Here is a 16,238-nt window from a genome sequence, read left to right as displayed (position 1 = left end):
ACCGACAGCGTGCTGGGCTCAATACCCAGTCTGGTGCCACCCCGGACGCATAGTCCAACGCGCGAGACCCGCCCGAGCCCCTTCGAGGCCCCCTGCTGGTGCGGATCAGCCGCGCAGCGAGGCGGTCAGAGGGCTTTGAGGATGTCTTCGACACGCAGCTTGGCGTCGCCGAAGAGCATCTGGGTGTTGTCCTTGAAGAACAGGGGGTTCTGGACGCCGGCGTATCCGGTGGCCATGGACCGTTTGAACGCGATGACGTTCCTGGCCTCCCAGACTTGCAGGACGGGCATACCGGCGATCGGTGATCCCGGCTGGTCGATGGCGGCCGGGTTGACGGTGTCGTTGGCGCCGATGACGAGGACGACGTCGGTGTCGGGGAAGTCGTCGTTGATCTCGTCCATCTCCAGGACGATGTCGTAGGGCACTTTCGCCTCCGCGAGGAGGACGTTCATGTGCCCCGGAAGGCGGCCTGCGACGGGGTGGATGGCGAACCGGACGTTGATGTCCCTGGCCCGGAGGTTCTTGGTGAGTTCGGCGACGGCGTGCTGTGCCTGCGCGGTGGCCATGCCGTAGCCCGGTGTGATGACGACCGATGACGCGTCCGCCAGGAGCATCGCGGCATCGTCGGCGGTGATCTCGCGGTGTTCCCCGTAGTCGCCCTCGACCGCGGTGGCTCCGGCCTCGACGCCGAAGCCGCCGGCGATGACGGAGATGAACGACCGGTTCATCGCCGTGCACATGATGTAGCTCAGATAGGCACCGGAGGAGCCGACGAGGGCACCGGTGATGATGAGCAGGTCGTTGTCCAGGAGGAAGCCGGCGGCCGCGGCGGCCCACCCGGAGTAGCTGTTGAGCATCGACACGACCACGGGCATGTCGCCGCCACCGATGGACATCACCAGGTGCCAGCCGAGGAAGAGCGCCAGCAGCGTCACGCCCGCCAGCAGGAGCAGCCGGGTGAGCCCCGCGCCGTGCGGGGTCAGGCAGTAGGTGACGGTCAGGGCGGCCATCGCGGCGAGCAGGAAGAGGTTCAGCGCGTTGTGCCCCGGCAGGGCCAGCGGCGCACTCTTGATCTTCGCCGACAGTTTCAGGTAGGCGACGACGGATCCGGTCAGGGTCACCGCACCGATGAAGACCCCGACGAAGACCTCCACGTCGTGGATCGTCGGGTAGGCCACGTTCTTCTCGTACGAACTGTTCCAGCCGACGAGGACGGCCGCGAGACCGACGAAGCTGTGCAGCATCGCGATGAGCTCCGGCATTCCGGTCATCTCGACGCGCCGGGCGAGGGTGATGCCGATGACGGCGGCGACCGCCATGGCGGGGAGGATCAACGCAAGCCCGGACAGCCCGCTGCCCCCGGACGACGGCCCGCCGCCCGTGGTGCCCGCGACGGCGGCCACCACCGTGGCGATCAGCGCGATCGCCATGCCCGCCATGCCGTACCGGTTGCCCATGCGGGCGCTCTCGTGCTTGGACAAGCCCTTCAGGGCGAGGATGAAGAGCAGACCGGCGACGATGTAGGCGCCCTGGAGGAGTGTGGGGTTCATCGGGACGCGTCCTCTTTCTTGAACATCTGCAGCATGCGAGCGGTCACGGTGAACCCGCCGAAGACATTGATGGTCGCCACGAGGATGCCGACGAAGGCGATCAGCCGGCTGCCGTACACACCGACCTGGAGGAGCGCGCCGACGACGATGATCCCGGAGATCGCGTTCGTCACCGACATGAGAGGTGTGTGCAGCGCGTGGTGGACGTTGCCGATGACGTAGTAGCCGATGACGACCGACAGCATGAACACCGTGAAGTGGCCGAGGAACGGCTGCGGGGAGTACGCGGCCAGTACCAGGAACAGAGCTGCGGCGGCGCCGATGACAGCCGTGCGAGTGCCCTGACCGACCGGCTTCTTCTCGGGTTTCGGTGGCAGCGCGACCGTGGCGGCCGGGGCAGCGGGCGCCGCTGAGACCTGCACCGGCGGCGGTGGCCACAGAACCTCACCGTTGTGACATACCGTCATCCCCCGCTGGACGGCGTCCTCCAGGTCGAGGGTGAGCCGGCCGTCCTTCGCCGGCGTGAGGAGCTTCAGCAGGTTGACGAGGTTCTGCCCGAACAGCTGGGACGCCTGGGTGGGCAGCCGGCCCGGCAGGTCCGTCCAGCCGAGGATCGTCACGCCGTTGGCTGTGACGACCTTCTGGTCCGCCACCGTGCCCGCGACATTGCCGCCGTTGGACGCGGCCATGTCGACGATGACACTGCCGCGCTTCATGGAAGCGACCATGTCCGCGTCGATGATCCGGGGCGCCGGGCGGCCCGGAATCAACGCGGTCGTCACGATGATGTCGACCGTCGGGACGATCTCGCGGTACATCTGTGCGGTCCGCCGGTTGAACTCCTCGCCCATTTCCCTGGCGTAGCCGTCGGCGGACGGGCCGGTCTCCAGACCTTCGAGGTCGGGGCGGAGGAACTCCCCGCCCATCGAATCGACTTGGTCCGCGACCTCCGGCCGGGCGTCGAACGCCTTCACGACGGCGCCCAGACTGTTCGCAGTGCCCATGGCGGCCAGCCCGGCCACACCCGCACCGACCACCAGCACCGTCGCCGGCGGCACCTTCCCGGCCGCCGTCACCTGCCCGGTGAAGAGCGACCCGTACTCGTTCGCCGCCTCGATGACGGCCCGGTACCCGCCGATGTTCGCCATCGACGACAACACATCCAGCGCCTGCGCGCGGGAGATGCGGGGGACGACGTCCATGGCGAGCGCCGTGACGCCCCGCTCGGCGAGAGCGCTGACGAGTTCCGGGGACAGCGCCGGCGCCATCAGACTCACGACGGTCTGTCCCGGGCGGAACCGGGCCACTTCCGCGTCGTCCGGGGCATTGATCTTCATCACGATGTCGGCGTCCCACACCTCCGGGCCGGCGGTCTCGGCGCCGGCAGCCCGGTACGACGCGTCGTCGAACGCCGCGCCGTCACCGGCCCCGGATTCGACGGATACGGCATACCCCAGCTTGATCAACTGCTCAACGGTCCTGGGGGTGGCCGCAACCCGGGTCTCACCCGGTTTGGTTTCCAGTGGAATACCGATACGGCGAACAATCGACGACATGGCCGGCCTCCTCGGGCGGGTCGGTCAGTTGATGACGAGCAGCGTTCCGGCGCAGCAGAACGCCATGATGAACACGGTGGCGAGAACAGCGAGGCCCGCCTCGGCGCAGCAGAGTGGGAAAGTACCCGCTGGAGCCCATCCCGAACAGCGCCATACCGATGGCGGCGCTCTGCACCTGGTCGGCCACGTCGAGGGCCCCCTGGGGAAGGATGTCCGTGGTCCGCAGTATGACGCAGCCTCAGAACGTCACCCCGCCCACCGCCGGGGCGAGATGGTGCATGTACGCAGCCACGGCCTGAGCGGCCGTGACCATCAGCGGCACTCCTTGTCCGGGACGATTCCGACGATGCCGCCGAGACGGGCCCGGTGGCGGACGGGTGTGCCGAGCGCGACCTGGTCCGCGACGGCGCGCTTCAGCCGCAGATGTGCGGGGTGCTCCCAGGTCATGCCGATCCCGCCGTGGAGCTGAACGCACTCCTCGGCGGCACGGACCGCCACCTCGCTGCACACCGACGCGGCCACGGCCACCGCCACCGGCGCGTCGCCGGGGTCGTCGGCCAGCGCGGCCGCGGCGTAACGGGCCGCGGCGCGGGCGCTCTCAACGGCGATGTGCAGATCCGCCATACGGTGCTTGATCGCCTGGAAGCCACCGACGACTCGCCCGAACTGGCGGCGTTCCGTCAGGTAGGAGACGGTCTCGGTGAGGCACCAGTGCGCGAGGCCGACCTGCTCCGAAGCGAGCAGCCCGGCGCCCGTGAGCAGACCGGCGCGTACGGCGTCCTCCGCGGCCCGCCCCCGCGCCACCGGGCGGGCGCGGGCACCGTCAAGCCTGAGGGTGGCCAGCGGACGGGTCATGTCGAGGGCTGTCACGGGGGTGGCCCGGACCTCTGCGCGGTCGACGAGCCAGAGCCCCGGACCGTCCGTGCCCAGCGCCGGGACGAGGAAGGTGCCGGCGTCCGCACCGGCCACCGGTGTGACGTCACCGTGCAGACCGTCCGGCTTCTCCCGGACGGTGTACGCCGGGCTGTCCGGGGCCGCGGACCAGGGGACCGCGAGCGTGAGGACGAGTTCCCCGGATGCCGCTGCCACCAGCGTGTCGCGTACCGCGCTCCGGTCCGCGGACTGCTCGGACATCAGCCGCACCAGGGTGCTCGTGGCGATGACGGCACTGGTGAGGAAGGGGACCGGGGCGACGGCCGAGCCGAGTTCCTCCAGCACGGTCCCGGTCTCGCGCGGACCTGCCCCGGCTCCCCCTGCCTCCTCCGGTACGAGGAGCCCGGCGAGTCCCAGGTCGGCGGCCAGGGTCCGCCACAGCGCGCCGTGCAGGCCTTGGGCGCCGTCGTAGACGGCCGCGACATCCTCGGACGCGCACCGGTCGGCGAGCAGTTTGCGCACGACGGTCCGTACCGACTCCTCGTCCTCGGACTCGACGAGCGAGAGCCGGACCGGGCCTGAGTAAACGGGGAGCGTCATCGGGGGACCTTCTTCCAGGGGACGTCCTTGTCCACCCGGGGCTCGCCCGGGAGGCCGAGCACACGTTCGGCGACGATGTTGCGGAGGACCTCGGACGTTCCGCCCTCGATCGAGTTGCCCTTCGCGCGCAGGTAGCGGTAGCCCGGTCCCCGGCTCAGGAAGTCGACGGAGGCCGGCCTGACGAGCGCCCAGTCGTCGTACTGGAGTGCGCCGTCGGGGTCGAGTTCGAGTTCGAGGAGGCTGATGCTCTGGGCCAGGTCGGCGAACATCACCTTCATGGCGGCGCCCTCGAATCCGGGCGCCCCCGTCGCGAGCCGCTGCCGGAGCCGGGCGCCCGTGAGCCGGAACACCTCGGCGGCGACCCAGCGCTCCATGACGCGGTCGTGCACGGCAGCACTGCGGACCCCGGGGTGCTCGCGCCACAGCTGCGCGACCTTGGAGATCATCCCCGACTCGCGGTCCGCCTGGTCGCCGCCGATGGCGACCCGTTCGCTGCTCAGTGTCGCGTTGGCGACCTTCCAGCCGTCACCGACCTCACCGAGCCGGGCCGTGTCGGGGACGCGTACGTCGGTGAGGAAGACCTCGTTGAACTCGGCCTCCCCGGTGATCTGGCGGAGCGGCCGGACCTCGACGCCTGGGGCGGACATGTCGAGGACGAAGTACGAAAGACCGCGGTGCTTGGGCACGTCCGGATCGGTGCGGGCCAGCAGGATGGCGAAGCGTGCGACGTGGGCGCTGGAGGTCCACACCTTCTGCCCGTTGACGACCCAGCCGCCCCCGTCGTCACGCACGGCACGTGTCGCCACAGCGGCGAGGTCGGACCCGGCACCGGGCTCGGAGAACAGCTGGCACCAGACCTCATCGCCGAGCCAGAGCGGCCGCAGGTAGCGCAGCTGCTGCTCCGCGGTTCCGAACGCGAGGATCGTGGGCGCCGCCATACCGAGGCCGATTCCGATGTGGCCGGCCGGGTTCAAGGGGGCTCCGCCCGACCGGAGTTCGGTGTCGACGACGTCCTGGAGGCCGCGGGAGATGCCGAGTCCGCCGAGGCCCTCGGGGAAGTGCACCCAGGCGAGCCCGGCGTCGAACCGGGCGCGGTGGAAAACGGCCGGGTCGGTGGTGGCGGGCGGGTATGCGCGCAGCAGTTCGGTGACGCGTCCACGCATCGTGTTCTCGTTCATGACCTCAGCTCCATTCCCTGAGGAGGGCGATGCCTTCGCCGAAGAGGGGCTCCACGAGGGTGCCGACCGTGTCGAATCCGGCCCCGACGGTCTGCTTCCGGGAGTGCCGGAGGTGAATGCCTTCGAGGATGACGGCGAGCTTGAACGCCGCCAGGCCCAGGTAGAACCCGAGACCCGCCGGGGGCAGCGGACCGCTGCGCGCGACGTACCACTCCACGAGCTGGGGCGCGGACGGGAAGCCGGGGGCGCGGGAGATCGTCGTGATGGCCTCGCCACCGGGGATCCCGGCGACCCGCCCGTAGACGACGAGAAGCGCGAGATCGGTGAGGGGGTCGCCGGTCGTCGCCATCTCCCAGTCGATGACGGCCCGCACCCCCAACTCGTCGACGAGCAGGTTGTCCAGCCGGAAGTCGCCGTGCACGATCCGGGCGGCCGACTCGGTGGGCACCCGGGCCGCGAGGGCCGTTCGCAGTTCCTCGGCCCCGGTCAGCTCGCGGGAGCGGGACGCTTCGAGCTGCCGGGTCCACCGGGACAGCTGCCGGCCGAGGAAGCCCTCGGGGCGGCCGAGGCCGCCGAGGCCGACGGCCTCCGGGTCGACCGCGTGGAGGCCGGCGAGCACGTCGATCATCTCGTGGGCGATCTCCCGGGTGCGGTCGGCGCCCAGCGCGCGCAGTTCCTTCTCGTCCCGGTAGGCGGTCCCCGGGACGTACTCCATGACGTAGAAGGGCGCGCCGATCAGTGCCGGGTCGCCGCACACAGCGAGGACCTGCGGCACGGGGACAGCTGTCGTGGCGAGCGCGCTCATGACGCGAGCCTCACGGCCCATGTCGTGGGCGGTTTCCAGGACATGACCGAGCGGTGGCCGCCGGACGATCCACCGCCGGTGGCCGTTGCCGACGAGGTAGGTCATGTTCGAATTGCCGCCGGTGATGATCCGGCCGGTGCACTCACCGAGCTGCGGGTCGACATGGGTACGGAGGAACGTGCCGACGACATCGAGGTCGAGGCCGGGCAGGTTGCGTTCGTCGGCCATCACAGCACCGCAAGGACGAGGAGGGCCCGGACGGCACGGACAGGGCGGACGGGGCGGTAGCCGCCCCCGGATGCGACGGTGATATCGAAAGTGCGCATGGCTCTCAGCCCTTCGGTCCGCCGGCGACATAGATGACCTGCCCGTTGACGAACCCCGCGTCCGCGCGGGCGAGGAAGGAGGCGACGGCGGCGATGTCGGCCGGTGTTCCCACCCGGCCGGCCGGGATCTCCTTGGCTCCGTGCTCGACCAGTTCGTCGAAGGAGACGCCCATCCGCTCGGCGGTCGCCCGGGTCATGTCCGTGGCGATGAACCCCGGCGCGATGGCGTTCGTCGTGATGCCGAACTTGCCCAGCTCGATGGCGAGCGTTTTCGTGAAGCCCTGGAGGCCCGCTTTGGCGGCCGCGTAGTTGGCCTGGCCACGGTTGCCGAGGGCGGACGTGCTCGACAGGTTGACGATCCGTCCGAAGCCCGCCTTGGTCATGTGCGCCTGGGCGGCACGGGACATGAGGAAGGAGCCGCGGAGGTGGACGTCCATGACGGTCGACCACTCGGCGTTCGTCATCCGGAAGAGGAGGTTGTCGCGGAGCACGCCCGCGTTGTTGACGAGGACCGTCGGCGGGCCGAGCCGCTCGGCGACGAGCGCTGTCCCGCGCGCCGCGGAGTCCTCGTCGGAGACGTCGATCTGAACGGCCAGGGCATGGCCGCCGGCGGACTTGATACGGGCGACGACCTCGGCACAGGCCCGCTGGTCCAGGTCGGCGACAGCGACGGCGAATCCGTCCGTGGCCAGCCGCTCGGCAACCGCGGCGCCGATGCCGCGGGCGGCACCGGTGACGATGGCGACGCGTGGGGAGTTCATGCTCGGGGCTCCTTGCTCGGGTGGGACGTGGTCGGTCCGACGGGTGCGCCGGACTCGATGACGGACAGCAGCGCGTCCCGGGTGGTGGCGGCGTCGCGGTGGAGAAGGCCGTGCAAGCCGGCGCGGCGGGCGCCCTCGACGTTGGGCCGGGCGTCATCGACGAACGCGACCCGCTCGGGCGGCAGGCCGAGGCGCGTGCACAGCAGCCGGTAGATGTCCGCGGCGGGTTTACGCAGCCCGACCTGCCCGGAGATGACGACCGGATCGAACCTTCCGTCGTAGAGCCGGTCCGGGTAGGTGTTCGCCCAGCTGTTGGAGAGGATGGCGACCCTGACACCGCGGGCCCGCAACTCGTCGGTCAGGTCCCACATCTCCTGATCGGGGTGGAGCCCGGCGAACATGTCCGCGAGCATGCCCGCGGGCTCGGGGCGGCTTCCGTCGGTGCGCCGCAGCCGGGCCGCGAGCGCCTGCTCGAACCCCGCCGCGTCGAGCTTTCCGGTCTCCAACTCGTGTACCGGGGAGTCCGGTTCGGCCTCCCGGCCGAGCCAGGTACGCAGGCAGTCGGTGAAGCACTGCGGGTCGATACGGGAGGTGGCACGCCACTGCGCGAGCGAGTCTGCCACCGGAGTGGTGAGCACCCCGCCGTAGTCGAACGCGACGGCCTCGACGGGACCTGCGCCGCCCATCACTCCCCCTCGCCGACGAAGAGGTGTCCGCCGTCGACCACGAGGGTCTGCCCCGTCGTCCACGCGGCGTCCTCGGAGAGGAGGAAGGCCACCGCGCCTGCGATGTCCCCGGGTTCACCGAGACGCCCCATCGGGTACCCCTTGGCCACGGCCTCTTCGCGGCCCTCGTAGAGCGCGGTGGCGAACCGGGTCTTGACGACCGCGGGCGCGACGGCGTTCACCCTGATACCGGGCGCGAGTTCGACCGCCAGCTGGGACGTGATGAAGGAGAGCATCGCCTTGGTGGCCCCGTAGAAGCCGATTCCGGTGGACGGCCGGAGCCCGGCGATGGAGGACACGTTGACCACGGCTCCCGGCCCGCGCCCGCCCATCCCGGCCTGGCGGGCCAGCCGGATCCAGTCCAGCGCCGCAAGGCAGTTGACCTCGAAGATCTTGCGGGCCGCCACCGGGTCGATGTCGATCAGCGGGCCGTACACCGGGTTGATTCCGGTGTTGTTGACCAGCAGGTCGATGGAGCCGAATGCGGAGACGGCCGCGGCGACGGCCGCTTGCCGGCTCTCCGGCTGCTCGGCACTCCCGGCCACGAACCGGACCTGGTCCGGCGTACCGAGCGCGTCGGCGGCTTCCTTCAGTGCTGCTTCTTTGCGCGCGGTGATGACGACCCGCGCGCCGTCGGCGACGAGCCGCTCCGCGATGGCGTACCCGATGCCGCGGCTGGCACCGCTGACCAGGGCCACCTTGCCGTCGAATGGCTTCATGACTCTCTCCTCCTCAGGGGATCCAGGTTTCCCGGAACAGCGTTCAGGCGAGGCGCTCGATGACCATGGCCATCCCCTGGCCGCCGCCGACGCACATGGACACGAGACCGGTCTGCTTGTCCTCGGTGCTCAGTGCGTTGAGGAGCGTGGTGGTGATGCGTGCCCCGGTCATGCCGAAGGGGTGGCCCAGGGCGATGGCCCCGCCCTTGACGTTGAGGCGGTCCTCGTCGATGCCCAGCTCCCGCGAGGACGCGATGACCTGGGCCGCGAACGCCTCGTTGATCTCGACGAGGTCGATGTCCGCCACCGTCATGTGTGCAAGATGCAGGGCCTGTTGGACGGCCGTCACGGGACCGAGGCCCATGACTTCCGGGGACAGGCCTGTCACTCCTGTCGATACGATGCGGGCGAGCGGCCGGAGGCCGAGTTCCCGGGCCCGGATGTCACTCATGACGACGAGAGCGGCCGCGCCGTCGTTGAGGGGGCAGCAGTTGCCCGCGGTGATGGTGCCGTCGGGACGGAAGACCGGCCGCAGTGCGGACACCGCTTCGAAGGTCACACCCGGCCGGGGGCCGTCGTCGGCTGCGACGACGGTGCCGTCCGGCAGTGTCACCGGGGTGATCTCGCGGGCGAAGAACCCGTCGGCGATGGCCTTCTCGGCCCGGTTCTGGCTGCGTACGGCGAACTCGTCCTGGTCGGCCCGGGTGACGCCCTTGAGCTGGGCGACGTTCTCGGCGGTCTGCCCCATGGACATGTAGGCGTCGGGCAGCAGCCCCGCCTCACGGGGGTCGGACCAGGTCAGACCGCCCTCGGCGAACCGCTGGGTCCGCTCCTGGGCCGGCGCGAACACGGGGTTGTACGTGCCCGGGAGGTTGTCGCTGTTGCCGTGTGCGTAACTGCTCACGCTCTCGACGCCCGCCGCGATGAACGCGTGGCCCTCGCCGGCCCGGATCGCGTGCATCGCCATCCGGATGGACTGGACGCTGGATGCGCAGTATCGCGTCACCGTGGTGCCGGGCAACTGGTCGAGCCCGGCCAGAACGGCGACGACGCGGCCCATGTTGTGACCGGAATCCCCGCCGGGCAGTCCGCAGCCGAGGATCAGGTCACCGAGTTCGGCCGGGTCGAGATCGGGTACGGCCCGGAGTGCCGCCCGCACGATGTGCACGGCGAGGTCGTCGGGCCGGATGTCCTTGAGCGAGCCCTTGACCGCCCGCCCGATCGGCGAGCGGGCTGCGGAGACGATGACCGCCTCTGGCATGACATTTCCTTCCGGAATAAATTAATGTCTACATTAATAACTACTGAGTCACAAGCGTGCGGGGCGCTCAAGCGGACCGCCCCGGACCGCGAGGTGGAAAAGACCGTATGGACGTGGGTGGGCCGCTGAGCCCGGCCCCCGGAGAGCATCGGGTGGACGGTCTCCGGGGGCCGGACCTCTGCGCCGGTCGAGCCGCGCCAGGTCAATTCCCCGCGGAGGCAGGCGCGACCTCCACGAGCTGCTTGCCGAAGTTGCGACCGGTGAGCATGCTGATGAAAGCCGCCGGTGCGTCCTCCAGGCCACCCTTGGCGACATCCTCGCGGAACCGGATGCGCCCCTCCTTGACCCAGCCGGCCAGTTCGCCGATGGCCCGGGGCCAGTAGTCGCGGTGGTCCGCGATGACGAAGGAGTAGACGTTGACCCGGTGGAGCAGCAGGTGGCTGATCCCCTTGATGCCGTACGGCTCGTCGCGGTTGTAGTCGCTGATGTTGCCGCAGAGCACGACTCGGCCGTGGTCGTTCATCCGCGGCAGGATCGCGTCGAGGATGCGACCGCCGACGTTCTCGAAGAGGATGTCGACCCAGTCGGTGGTGAGCTCCGTGAACCGCTGCTCGAAGTCGTCGGCGCGGTGGTCGAGGCACTCGTCGAAGCCGAGTTCCTCCTTGACGTACCGGCACTTCTCCGGCCCGCCGGCGACGCCGATGACCCGGCATCCCTTGATCTTGGCGAGCTGGCCGACGACACTGCCGACCGCGCCCGAGGCCGCCGTGACGACAACGGTCTCGCCGGGCTTGGGATCACCCAGGTACAACAGGCCGTAGTGCGCCGTGGCGCCGGTCATACCGAGAACGTGCAGAGCCAGCGAGAGGTCCGCCGCGCCCAGATCCACTGTCCGGGCACTCTCCTTGGTGACGAGGCCGTATTCCTGCCAGCCGAGCATGCAGGCCACGTGGGTACCCACGGGCAGCGCGTCCTCATTGCTCTCGACGACCTCACCGACTGTCGCTCCGGGCATGGTCTGGCCGGGCTTGAGCGGCTCCACGTAGGACCGGACCGGGTTCATCATCGGCCGCATGTACGGGTCGAGAGAGAGGTGGCGGACCCGGACGAGCGCCTGGCCGGGGCCGGGAGTGGGGCGCGCGGTCTTCTCGATGAGGAAGTCGCCCTCGGTGACCATCCCTTGGGGGTGGTCACGCATCGCGACGCGGAGGGAACCCTCACCCATCACTTGCCCGCCTTCTTGAGCAGCCGCTCGGCGTTGCCGTACATGTAGGCGCGCAGGGCGGCGTCGTCGAGGTCGAGCTCACAGCTCTTCAGGACACCCTCCTCGACACCGCAGAAGGAGTAGGCCGACGCGTAGACGAAGCGGTTCGGCAGCCAGTTGACGCCGTCGGCGTACGCCTGCCCGCCCGGAGCGAACATGTAGACGTCGGGAGACACGAAGACGTTGTGGATCCCCGTGGCCTCGCTCTTGAAGGCGAGCGAGATCGCCTCGTTCACGTACGGGTAGCAGCCGTGCCCGAGGACGACCGGCATCCCGGGGTGGCGGCGGGCCACCCGGTCGAAGCGGACCGGGTCGGTGTGGCTGATGTCGGGACCGGCGAGCGGGCCCGTCATGAAGAGGAGCGGGACGCCCAGGTCGGCAATCTTCTCGTAGAGCGGGAAGAGCTGCTCGTCGTCCGCGTACATGGGCGTGCGGGCGAGGCCCGGCTCCATGCAGACGCCGATGAGGCCCAGTTCCTTCACCGCGACGTCCAGGCCCGCGATGATGTCGTCGATCGGCTTGTCGAAGTCGATGCCGGCCAGGCCGAGTACGCGGCCGTCGGTGCGCTCGGTCAGCTCGGCGAGGTCGGTGTCCTCGATGTGCACGGGGACCGGACGGTTCACCGAGTGACGGCCGTTCATGACGCCGAGGCGGACGCCGACCGAGTCCATCTCCGCGATCACGGCCTCGATGGCGCGGTCCTCCGCGTTCGGGAAGGGGTCCGTGCTGATCGTGTAGGACCGCGGAACCGCGTCACCCAGGATGCGGTTCACGGCGCCGACGACGGTCGGGGTGAAGAAGTTGCGGTAGGGGCCGGTCGGCGGGCGGAGACGGAAGTCGATGATCCGGCCACGGAGGCCGTCGAGCCGCTCGGCGGGGGTGCGGGTCATGGCGTGTTGCCCTTCTCTTGATCAGACGGAGGGACAGGCGGAGGAACAGGCGGAGGTGTCCGGGTAGGCGGAGATGTCCGGGTACTTCGGCCACCGCTCTCGCGCTGTCGCTCTGGCAGAGTAATCCGTTCCAGTGTTATTGTCGACAGTAACTTCTAGGAAGGTCTGACCCATGGATGCTGTACGGATCCGTCCCACTCCCGACGGCGGCGTTCCGGTCGTCGTCGGCCTGCCCGCACCGGCTCCGGGCCCCGGCCAGGTCCTCGTCCGCGTCCGGGCTTCGGGGCTCAACCGCGGAGAACTGCTGCAGGCCGGCCGGGTCAAGGACGGCGACCTGGTGCCCGTTGGCGTCGAACTCGCCGGGGAGATCGACACCGTGGGGGCGGGCGTCACGGACTGGAAGCCCGGCGACGCCGTCGTCGCGCACGGCACCGGTACCCAGGCCGAGCTCGTCGTGGTCTCCGCAAGTGCGTTGGTCCGCAAGCCGGAGAGCAGCTCCTGGGCCGAGGCGGGCTCCTTCCTCAACGTCTACATGACGGCTCACGACGCGCTCGTCACCAACGGCCGCATGGCACCCGGCGAGGCCGTGCTCATCAACGCCGCGACGGGCGGCATCGGACTCGCGGCCGTCCAGATCGCGCGGGCCCTCGGCGCCGGCACGGTCATCGCGACGACGACCTCGGCGTCCAAGACGCAAGCCCTGTACGACCAGGGAGCCCATCACGTCATCGGCATGTCCTCGCAGGACCAGGTGTCCACCGTCGCGGAGATCACCGGCAACCGGGGCGTCGATGTCGTCATCGACTCCGTCGGTGGCACGGTTCTGGACGACAACCTGACGTCGATGGCCGTCAGGGGCCGCCTCGTTCAGGTGGGCCGGATGGGTTCGGCCCGGGCGGAGATCGACCTGACCACTCTGTGGCGCAAGCGGCTGACCCTCATCGGCGTCACCTTCCAGACCCGGACCGAGGAGGAGCGGCTGGACTGCATCCGGGCGGCCGAACGCGACCTGCTCGACCTGTGGGAACGCCGGGTCATCGTGCCGGTCGTCGACCGCACGTTCGCCATGGCGGACGTCGGCGCGGCATACGACCACATGACCAGGAGCGGGCACATCGGCAAGATCGCACTGCTCATGCCGCCCCCGGCCGGTGACCGGTGAAGATCGCAGGCCACCGCGGCAAATTCGACCGCCTCGTGGCCCTGCGCCAACGCCTCGACCCGATCGAGGACTTCGAGCTGTGGTACTGGACGACGCTGACGGCGTGCACCAACGCCTACAACGCGGCCGTCCACGACGCCGGACTCACCGTCGCGGAAGGCGCGTTCTCCACGATTCCGGGGATGTACGTGGTCCCGGACACCGACGGCTCGTTCCACCGGGAGCTGCGCGAGCTCGGCGACGTCAGTCATGTCGGCTGGCCCCCGGTGGACGGTGACAAGCCCGATGACATCGTCCTCCTGGAACACGCCATTCACCGCATCGAGGTCTTCCGCGACCCGTGCCTGCGCGGGAACCGGCGGCCCGACGCCGCCGTCGTGGCCGAGTGCGACGACGCGTTCGCGGTCGTGACATCGGTGGCGGCCCCACGTCTGAAGGGGGAAGCATGAACGTCGAACGCCACGTCGAGCTGGCCTCGAACATCGAACGCTCGCTGACCCGACTCGGCCCGGACGACCACGAGATCGCCATCGAGGCCGCGATGCTCGCCGGCACCCACTGGCTCAACGCCGCCCTGCACGCGGACGGCGTCACAGCCGAGGACGAGGACGTCATCCACTGCTCGATGCTCGTCGTCAACATGGTCCGCAAGTACGCGGTCGCCGAGCCAGCCCTCGTCCGCGCCCTTCAGGAGATCGAGGATCTGCGTCCCCTGCACGTGCGCGGGGACGTCCCCGGCGGATCCGCCGCCGGACGCCGCGCGCTGGAACTGCTCACCGCCATGCGGCTGCGCGCCGCCGGCTCCGTCGAAGCCAGGGGCTCCGCCCACTCCGCCGACTCACTCCAGGAGGCCCGGTGAACGGCCTGATGATGCATCAGCAGCTCCTCGTCTCTACTCTCCTCACGCACGCCGAGCGCCATCACGCGAACACCGAGGTCGTCTCGGCACGGTGCGAGGGGGACATCCACCGGTACACCTTCCGCGACATGGCCCACCGCAGCCGGCAGGTGGCGCAGGCCGTCGGGGCGATGGGCGTCGGGCCCGGCGACCGCGTCGCCACCCTCGCCTGGAACGGCTACCGCCATGTGGAGCTGTATTACGGCGTCTCCGGTTCCGGTTCGGTTCTGCACACGCTCAATCCGCGCCTGCACCCGGACCAGCTCGTCTGGATCATCAACAACGCCGGCGACTCGGTCCTCTTCTTCGACCTCACCTTCGTCGACCTGGTCCGGGAGATCGCTCCGCGCGTGCCCGGCGTCCGGAAGTTCGTCCTGCTGAGCGACGCCGGGCAGCTTGCGGCCGCACAGCCCGCCGGCGACGACCTGGAGGTCACGGCGTACGAGGACCTCCTGGCGGCACAGGACGGCGACTACACCTGGCCCGACTTCGACGAGAAGCAAGCGGCCTCCCTGTGCTACACGAGCGGCACCACCGGACACCCCAAGGGGGCGCTGTACTCGCACCGTTCGACCGTGCTGCACTCGTACGGTGTCGCCCTGCCCGACTCGATGGGGCTCTCGGCCTGCGACGTGGTCATGCCCGTCGTGCCGATGTTCCACGTCAACGCATGGGGCATCCCGTATGCCGCATGCCTCACCGGGGCGAAACTCGTGCTGCCCGGCAAGGATTTGAGCGGCCCGGCCCTCACGGCGCTCCAGGAGGCCGAGGGCGTCACGATCTCCGGGAGCGTCCCCACCGTCTGGCAGGGGCAGCTGGACCACGCACGCGCCACCGGCATCACGCTCAAGACCCTCCAGCGGGCCGTCATCGGAGGCGCCGCCTGCCCCGCCTGGATGGCCCGTGAGCTGCGGGACGTCCACGGGGTCCGGGTCATCCACGGCTGGGGCATGACGGAGACGAGCCCCTTGGGCTCCGCGTCGGTCCTCAAGCTCAGCCACCAGGCTCTCGACCGCGAGGCGCAGGAGGCGGTGCTCGCCAAGCAGGGCCGCTCCCTGTTCGGCATCGACATGAAGATCACGGACGATGAGGGCGCCGAGCTGCCGTGGGACGGCCGCACGCCGGGCCACCTCATGGTGCGGGGCCACTGGGTCACCAGCGGGTACTACCCCCCGGGCCGTCCGAGCCCCCTCGTCAACGGCTGGTTCCCGACCGGCGACATCGCGACGATGGACCCCGAAGGGTTCATGCAGATCACGGACCGGAGCAAGGACCTCATCAAGTCCGGTGGCGAGTGGATCAGTTCGATCGAGATCGAGAACCTCGCCGTGAACCACCCCGAGGTCGAGGCGGCTGCCTGCATAGGTGTCGCGCACGAGAAGTGGGATGAGCGCCCGATCCTCGTGGCCGTCCGGCGGCCCGGCTCCGCGGTGACGGCGGAGGAGCTCCTCGGCTCGTTCGCTGGGAAGATCGCCAAATGGTGCGTCCCCGACGACGTGGTGTTCGTGGACACCCTGCCCATGGGGGCAACGGGCAAGATCCTCAAGGCGCCCTTGCGGGAGCAGTACCGAGAACACCTCACTCACAGCTGACCGGGGGCGTCTCCCCCACCGGAGCCGCCGTCGGGCGGTCCGTTGCACCACGGCCGGAGCGGTCGGCAACGGGCCGTT

At 69.8% G+C, this 16,238-nt stretch carries 15 protein-coding genes; 4 read left to right on the top strand and 11 right to left on the bottom strand.

All coding sequences use genetic code 11. From position 1 onward, the window contains the following. Nucleotides 1-125 precede the first annotated feature (125 nt). From pntB to OG385_RS30570, 11 genes are all read right to left on the bottom strand, one after another. Nucleotides 126-1,550 carry a Re/Si-specific NAD(P)(+) transhydrogenase subunit beta gene (gene pntB, locus OG385_RS30620; protein ID WP_266859640.1) on the bottom strand — a complete coding sequence of 475 codons (1,425 nt, stop codon included), beginning with the start codon at nucleotides 1,548-1,550 and terminating at the stop codon, nucleotides 126-128. Beyond that, nucleotides 1,547-3,106: a Re/Si-specific NAD(P)(+) transhydrogenase subunit alpha gene (locus tag OG385_RS30615; protein WP_266859639.1), complete on the bottom strand. Its 1,560-nt coding sequence runs from the start codon at nucleotides 3,104-3,106 to the stop codon at nucleotides 1,547-1,549. The genes pntB and OG385_RS30615 overlap by 4 nt, the downstream gene beginning before the upstream one ends. A gap of 312 nt (nucleotides 3,107-3,418) precedes the next feature. After that, nucleotides 3,419-4,579 (bottom strand): acyl-CoA dehydrogenase family protein, encoded by a 1,161-nt coding sequence (locus tag OG385_RS30610; protein WP_266859637.1) that lies wholly within the window; start codon nucleotides 4,577-4,579, stop codon nucleotides 3,419-3,421. Further along, entirely contained in the window at nucleotides 4,576-5,757 is a 1,182-nt protein-coding gene (locus tag OG385_RS30605; RefSeq protein WP_266859635.1) for an acyl-CoA dehydrogenase family protein, read from the bottom strand. Before OG385_RS30605 ends, OG385_RS30610 begins: the two co-directional genes overlap by 4 nt. A 4-nt stretch (nucleotides 5,758-5,761) precedes the next feature. Further along, a complete protein-coding gene (locus OG385_RS30600; RefSeq protein ID WP_266859633.1) occupies nucleotides 5,762-6,790 on the bottom strand; it encodes a phosphotransferase family protein in 1,029 nt (342 codons plus the stop codon). 103 nt (nucleotides 6,791-6,893) lie between these two features. Then, on the bottom strand, nucleotides 6,894-7,649 hold the full coding sequence (locus OG385_RS30595; protein ID WP_266859631.1) for an SDR family oxidoreductase: 756 nt from the start codon (nucleotides 7,647-7,649) through the stop codon (nucleotides 6,894-6,896). Next, nucleotides 7,646-8,335: an HAD family phosphatase gene (locus OG385_RS30590; RefSeq protein ID WP_266859629.1), complete on the bottom strand. Its 690-nt coding sequence runs from the start codon at nucleotides 8,333-8,335 to the stop codon at nucleotides 7,646-7,648. Before OG385_RS30590 ends, OG385_RS30595 begins: the two co-directional genes overlap by 4 nt. Beyond that, entirely contained in the window at nucleotides 8,335-9,093 is a 759-nt protein-coding gene (locus OG385_RS30585; RefSeq protein WP_266859627.1) for an SDR family oxidoreductase, read from the bottom strand. The genes OG385_RS30590 and OG385_RS30585 overlap by 1 nt, the downstream gene beginning before the upstream one ends. A gap of 43 nt (nucleotides 9,094-9,136) precedes the next feature. Further along, entirely contained in the window at nucleotides 9,137-10,354 is a 1,218-nt protein-coding gene (locus OG385_RS30580; protein ID WP_266859625.1) for an acetyl-CoA C-acetyltransferase, read from the bottom strand. Between the two features lie 202 nt (nucleotides 10,355-10,556). Beyond that, nucleotides 10,557-11,579, bottom strand: coding sequence for an NADP-dependent oxidoreductase (locus OG385_RS30575; RefSeq protein WP_266859623.1), 1,023 nt, complete (start codon nucleotides 11,577-11,579; stop codon nucleotides 10,557-10,559). Then, the gene (locus tag OG385_RS30570) at nucleotides 11,579-12,508 is read right to left on the bottom strand and encodes an amidohydrolase family protein (RefSeq protein WP_266859621.1); all 930 of its coding nucleotides are present in this window, start codon (nucleotides 12,506-12,508) and stop codon (nucleotides 11,579-11,581) included. The genes OG385_RS30575 and OG385_RS30570 overlap by 1 nt, the downstream gene beginning before the upstream one ends. 172 nt (nucleotides 12,509-12,680) lie before the next feature. On the opposite strand from OG385_RS30570, the gene OG385_RS30565 reads away from it, so the two are divergent. From OG385_RS30565 to OG385_RS30550, 4 genes are read left to right on the top strand one after another with little or no spacing between them, the layout of a single operon-like run. Then, nucleotides 12,681-13,670, top strand: a complete 990-nt coding sequence (locus tag OG385_RS30565; protein ID WP_266859619.1) for a zinc-binding dehydrogenase — start codon at nucleotides 12,681-12,683, stop codon at nucleotides 13,668-13,670. Then, a complete protein-coding gene (locus OG385_RS30560; protein ID WP_266859617.1) occupies nucleotides 13,667-14,119 on the top strand; it encodes a hypothetical protein in 453 nt (150 codons plus the stop codon). Before OG385_RS30565 ends, OG385_RS30560 begins: the two co-directional genes overlap by 4 nt. Further along, nucleotides 14,116-14,529: a hypothetical protein gene (locus OG385_RS30555; protein WP_266859615.1), complete on the top strand. Its 414-nt coding sequence runs from the start codon at nucleotides 14,116-14,118 to the stop codon at nucleotides 14,527-14,529. Before OG385_RS30560 ends, OG385_RS30555 begins: the two co-directional genes overlap by 4 nt. After that, a complete protein-coding gene (locus tag OG385_RS30550; RefSeq protein ID WP_266859613.1) occupies nucleotides 14,526-16,160 on the top strand; it encodes a 3-(methylthio)propionyl-CoA ligase in 1,635 nt (544 codons plus the stop codon). The genes OG385_RS30555 and OG385_RS30550 overlap by 4 nt, the downstream gene beginning before the upstream one ends. The last annotated feature ends 78 nt before the right edge of the window (nucleotides 16,161-16,238 follow it).

It is taken from the genome of Streptomyces sp. NBC_01306 (genome assembly GCF_026340465.1).
Taxonomy (GTDB): domain Bacteria; phylum Actinomycetota; class Actinomycetes; order Streptomycetales; family Streptomycetaceae; genus Streptomyces.
The sequence above is the reverse complement of the archived record's forward strand: the minus strand, read 5'-3'. Positions and strand labels throughout refer to the sequence as shown.

Excerpts from the sequence above, each read along its gene's own strand:
- OG385_RS30565 (WP_266859619.1), top strand. The coding sequence starts at position 12,681 with ATGGATGCTGTACGGATCCGTCCCACTCCCGACGGCGGCGTTCCGGTC.
- OG385_RS30570 (WP_266859621.1), bottom strand. The coding sequence starts at position 12,508 with ATGACCCGCACCCCCGCCGAGCGGCTCGACGGCCTCCGTGGCCGGATC.
- OG385_RS30600 (WP_266859633.1), bottom strand. The coding sequence starts at position 6,790 with ATGGCCGACGAACGCAACCTGCCCGGCCTCGACCTCGATGTCGTCGGC.
- OG385_RS30585 (WP_266859627.1), bottom strand. The coding sequence starts at position 9,093 with ATGAAGCCATTCGACGGCAAGGTGGCCCTGGTCAGCGGTGCCAGCCGC.
- OG385_RS30615 (WP_266859639.1), bottom strand. The coding sequence starts at position 3,106 with ATGTCGTCGATTGTTCGCCGTATCGGTATTCCACTGGAAACCAAACCG.
- OG385_RS30605 (WP_266859635.1), bottom strand. The coding sequence starts at position 5,757 with ATGAACGAGAACACGATGCGTGGACGCGTCACCGAACTGCTGCGCGCA.
- OG385_RS30595 (WP_266859631.1), bottom strand. The coding sequence starts at position 7,649 with ATGAACTCCCCACGCGTCGCCATCGTCACCGGTGCCGCCCGCGGCATC.
- OG385_RS30590 (WP_266859629.1), bottom strand. The coding sequence starts at position 8,335 with ATGGGCGGCGCAGGTCCCGTCGAGGCCGTCGCGTTCGACTACGGCGGG.
- OG385_RS30555 (WP_266859615.1), top strand. The coding sequence starts at position 14,116 with ATGAACGTCGAACGCCACGTCGAGCTGGCCTCGAACATCGAACGCTCG.
- OG385_RS30575 (WP_266859623.1), bottom strand. The coding sequence starts at position 11,579 with ATGGGTGAGGGTTCCCTCCGCGTCGCGATGCGTGACCACCCCCAAGGG.
- OG385_RS30610 (WP_266859637.1), bottom strand. The coding sequence starts at position 4,579 with ATGACGCTCCCCGTTTACTCAGGCCCGGTCCGGCTCTCGCTCGTCGAG.
- pntB (WP_266859640.1), bottom strand. The coding sequence starts at position 1,550 with ATGAACCCCACACTCCTCCAGGGCGCCTACATCGTCGCCGGTCTGCTC.
- OG385_RS30580 (WP_266859625.1), bottom strand. The coding sequence starts at position 10,354 with ATGCCAGAGGCGGTCATCGTCTCCGCAGCCCGCTCGCCGATCGGGCGG.